2 pseudogenes are annotated in these 4,007 nt (G+C 74.1%); both read left to right on the forward strand.

Annotation, left to right across the window (positions count from 1 at the left end):
* Positions 1-3,693 (forward strand): annotated as a pseudogene (locus ACWDSL_RS52295) (hypothetical protein); the annotation flags it as partial.
* A pseudogene (locus ACWDSL_RS52300) lies at positions 3,690-4,007 on the forward strand (right-handed parallel beta-helix repeat-containing protein); the annotation flags it as partial. The pseudogenes ACWDSL_RS52295 and ACWDSL_RS52300, both read left to right, overlap by 4 nt.

Consider the following 4,007-nt stretch of genomic DNA (forward strand, 5'->3'; position numbering starts at 1 on the left):
CCGGCCCACGACGCGCCGCCCGGCACTTCGGCCGCGGCCGTGCCGCCGCCGGGCGGGGTCGTCCGTGCTCCGGAACCGCTGTCCGCCGCCGCGGCACATGACCTGGCCATGGATCTGCTGCGGGGCGATCGCGCCGCGCCGCCGCCCTATTCGGCGTCCGCGGCTTCGGCGGGTGGGCTCGGTGCGCGGTCGGTGCCGTCGGCCGGCGGAGTGTCCGCGCGCGGTCCGCTCGACGCTGCCGGGAGCGGGGGCGCCAAGGGGGCGGGCGACGCGCTTGACCTCGTCGCGCACCCCGGCCGCCCGCCCGAGACCGCCGCACCGCACACCAAGCTCGCCGAGACGGGCGAGACGGCCGTACAGCCGCCCCCGCCGTACCGGGAGGCGACGGCCGATATGCCGCCGCCGTACGCCTCGCCGCCCCCGGGCAAGGGCCGGTTCGGCGGGCTGTCCCCCATGGCCGCCATCAACCAGCGGATCCGGGAGACCCACCAGCTCATCATGGGCGGCACCAGCGGCTCCGAGGCCGCCACGCGGCTCAACGCGTGGGCGTCGTACGAGCGTGCCCTGTCCGATCTCGGCAAGGCCGAGCGGCAGGTGGAACTGACCACGCCCCCGCCGGGGCAGGGCGGCTCCCGGGGGCCGTCCGCCGCACAGCTCAGCGCGCTGGACAAGCTCGGCGCGGTCCGCGCGCGCGTCGACGCGGCCGAGTCCCGGCTGGACGGTCTTGGCATCGACCCGCGCGGCACGCGCCGGCAAATGCAGGCCATCACCGTCCAGATGTTCCACGAGCGGGGCGGGCTGCCGGGCGGCTCCCGGCACTCGCTCTCCCCGTCCGACACCTCCATGGGCGACACGCCGCCGCCGTCCCCGGAAACTCAGACTGCTGACGACGCCATGGACGATGTCATGGACGACATCTCCGACACCACGGACCCGGGCACCCCACGCGCCACCGCGCCCGACCAGACCCCCGAGCCGGGCGCGATGGACGTGGACCCGCCCCCGGCCGGCCAGGTCGTCACCGCCCCGACCGGCGGCTCCCACGTCTGGCCGCCGCCCGGGACCGTGCCGGGCGGCGCCACCCCGGCGCACACCATGGTGAACGACGCCTTCACGCAGCTGACGAACGGCGGCCACGCGGGCATGACGGGCGCGGACTACATGACCTGGGTCCGCGCCATCGAGACCCAGCCGCGCGAGCTCGGCTTCGTGGTCACCGCGATCGTCCGGTTCGACCAGCTCGGCGATGGCCTTCAGGGCTTCCTGAACGGCCTCACCCGCCAACTCAACGGCTTCGACGGCCGGATCGGCGTGGTGATCGGGGTCAACGGCTCCCACGCCCAACTGCCCTTGATTCGCCAGGCCATCGCGAACGCCCTCGGCCAGACCACCTTCGGACATCCGCTGGCCCTGGTGGCCACGCCGCTCGGCCCGTACCCGGCCGGCCACTTCATCTACGGCACGGCGCGCAACCTCACGCTCGACAGCCAGGCCACCCGCCACATGGTCCGCTCGATGATGGCCGACAATCTGCACCCCTACCACGCGATCATGGACTTCGACAACTACCCCCACCTGGTCCCCGGCGGCCAACACGTCTTCCAGTACTGGGAGGGCGCGCTGAAGGTCGTGGAGGACGGATACGAGGTGGCCAACCCGCTGCGGCCGCTGATGATGGCGGGCGGCTACCGGGCGCCCGAGCTCCCGCCCGTCGGGAGCGCCGACCGGCTGATCGACGACACCCAGGCCAGGCTCGAGAACCTGACGCTGAAGGAGCGGAAGAACCCCAGGCCCCCGCTGGAGGAGATGCGGCTGGAGTTCATCCGCCGGATCGAGCAGGACATGCGGATCCGCGACCGGCTCCGCGGCCTCCACCCGCAGCTGGCGTACGGCCCCGAACCCAACCTCTTCGTGGACGCCGCCGCGACCCTGCTCACCGACGATCTGATCCGGGTGCGGTTCGGTCTCGGCGGTGCCGAGTTCGGCGAGCTGAGCGAACGGCTCAACCGGCTGAACGCCTGGGAGCTCGACCAGTCGCTGCGCATCCCCTCGGGGAACATCGGACAGCGGGCGCTCGATGAGCTGCGCACCCTGCGCGAGATGCATGCCATGAACAACACTCTGCCGCACCGGGGCGTGCCGTATCTGACCAGGTTCCGGGAGGCGTCCACCGAGACCGACCTGTCCCGGCTGATGAAGACCTGGTACGACGAGGGCAAGCTGCCGCAGGACCACGCCGGTCTCAAGAACCCCCTCGACCGGCTGTTCAGCCGCGACGAGCTCGGCGCGGGCCAGAACAGCCAGGCCGCCCGCGAGGGCATCGAGCTGAAGCCGGTTCGCGACTCCTTCAAACAGACCATCAGGCAAGGCAATTGGAACGACCCCCTGTGGCCGCTCCACCACCCGCCCGGCGAACTGCCCAGCTCCCGGCTCGCCGCCGACCTGTCGGCGGCGCTGGACGACAGCCTGGGGATCGTGGGCAAGAACCGGGTGGGTCTCGCGGTGTCCGCCCGGGTGCCCGGCGACGGGCGGCTGTTCGCGGGCATCGACCCCGAGCAGATGCGGCTTGCCGCGCAGTCCCTCGCGCTCAGCCACGACGAGGGTTATCTCGCCCGTCATCTGGCCTACTTCAACCGTGAACACCTGACGGGCGGGCCGCTCCCCACGGCCCCCGGCACCTTCTTCCACGCCCTTCAGCAGGCGGCCCGGGCCACCGGGGATCTCTCGTTGCAACCGCTGCAGATGATGCGCAACCTGGTCGGGCGCGCCTTCCAGGACCTGCGGCAGGGCGGCGCCAACTCCCTCGGCCGGATGCTGGACCAGATCAACGCCGCCGGCATCGACGTCGAGAGGTTCTTCCCACGGCTGGTGGACGGCAGGCTGCACCCGCCGACGGCCGACTTCGCGACGTTCCGCGCCGCAGGAGGCGCCCTCGCCCACGACCCGGCCCGGGGCGTCCTGCTGACCCAGTACGCGGCGGCGCTCGGCCGGGACATCCGGGTCACCGCCGGGGACGGGACCACCTTCACGGTCGAGGCCATCGGGGTCGCGGCCAGAAACCGCCGACCGACCCTCGAGCTCACCTGGAACTCCGGCCCCGACGGCAGCGGCTGGGCGGCGCACGTCCCCGACCAGCCACCCCCGAAGCGCGGGGGCGGCCGGCGCGGTGCCGGGGGCGGACAGGACGGCGGGAACGCACCCACACCGAAGGGCAAACGCCCGCGCGGCGCGGACACCTCGGGCTCCGTCGACGCACCTGGGCCTTCCAAGCGCCCCCGCGCCACCCAGGACGGCTCCACCGGCCCCGCGCCCACGGGCAAGGGGAAAGGCAAGGGCAAGGCGCGCGCCACCGCCCCCGCGCAGCCCGCCCCGCCCGTTCCGCAACTCCCGCAACTCCCGCAACTTCCGCAGCTCCCGCCGCCCGTGGACCCGGCCGCGCTGACCGCCGCCCACCAGGCCGTCGGGGCCGCCCAGACGGCTCTGCGCCGGGCGACCGAGTGGCGCCAGACCGTCGAGGCGCGCCCCGGCCGGGCGGCCGGGGGAAGTTCCGGGCCGAGCGAGCTCGAACGCGCCCTGGCCGCGGAGCAAGAGGCATTGGCCAGGCTCCAGGAGGCCAAGAACAACCTGGACCGGCTTCAGCACCCAGGCCCCGGAAACCCCCGGTCGCCCGGCTCGTTCGGAGGTAGCGCATGACGCCCATCGGCCTCGACGCCCCGGTACGTCTGGTCTCGGCGCATGGGCACCAGCCCTACGGGACCATCGCCGCGGCGCTGCGGGACGCGGCGGACGGCGACGAGATCCGTATCGCCCCCGGCCGTTACGAGGAGACCCTGCGCATCGCCGGCCAGGTGACGCTGGTCGCGGCGGACCCGGACGGCGGCGTCACGCCCGCGCCCGACGGCCCGCCGCCGGGCGCCGCCGTGACGCTCGTCGCGCCCGCGCCCGGCCGGCCCGCCCTGGAGGTGCTGCCCGGCGCCCGGCCGACGCTGCGCGGGGTGACCGTGCGC

Source organism: Streptomyces sp. NPDC000941, from assembly GCF_053599555.1.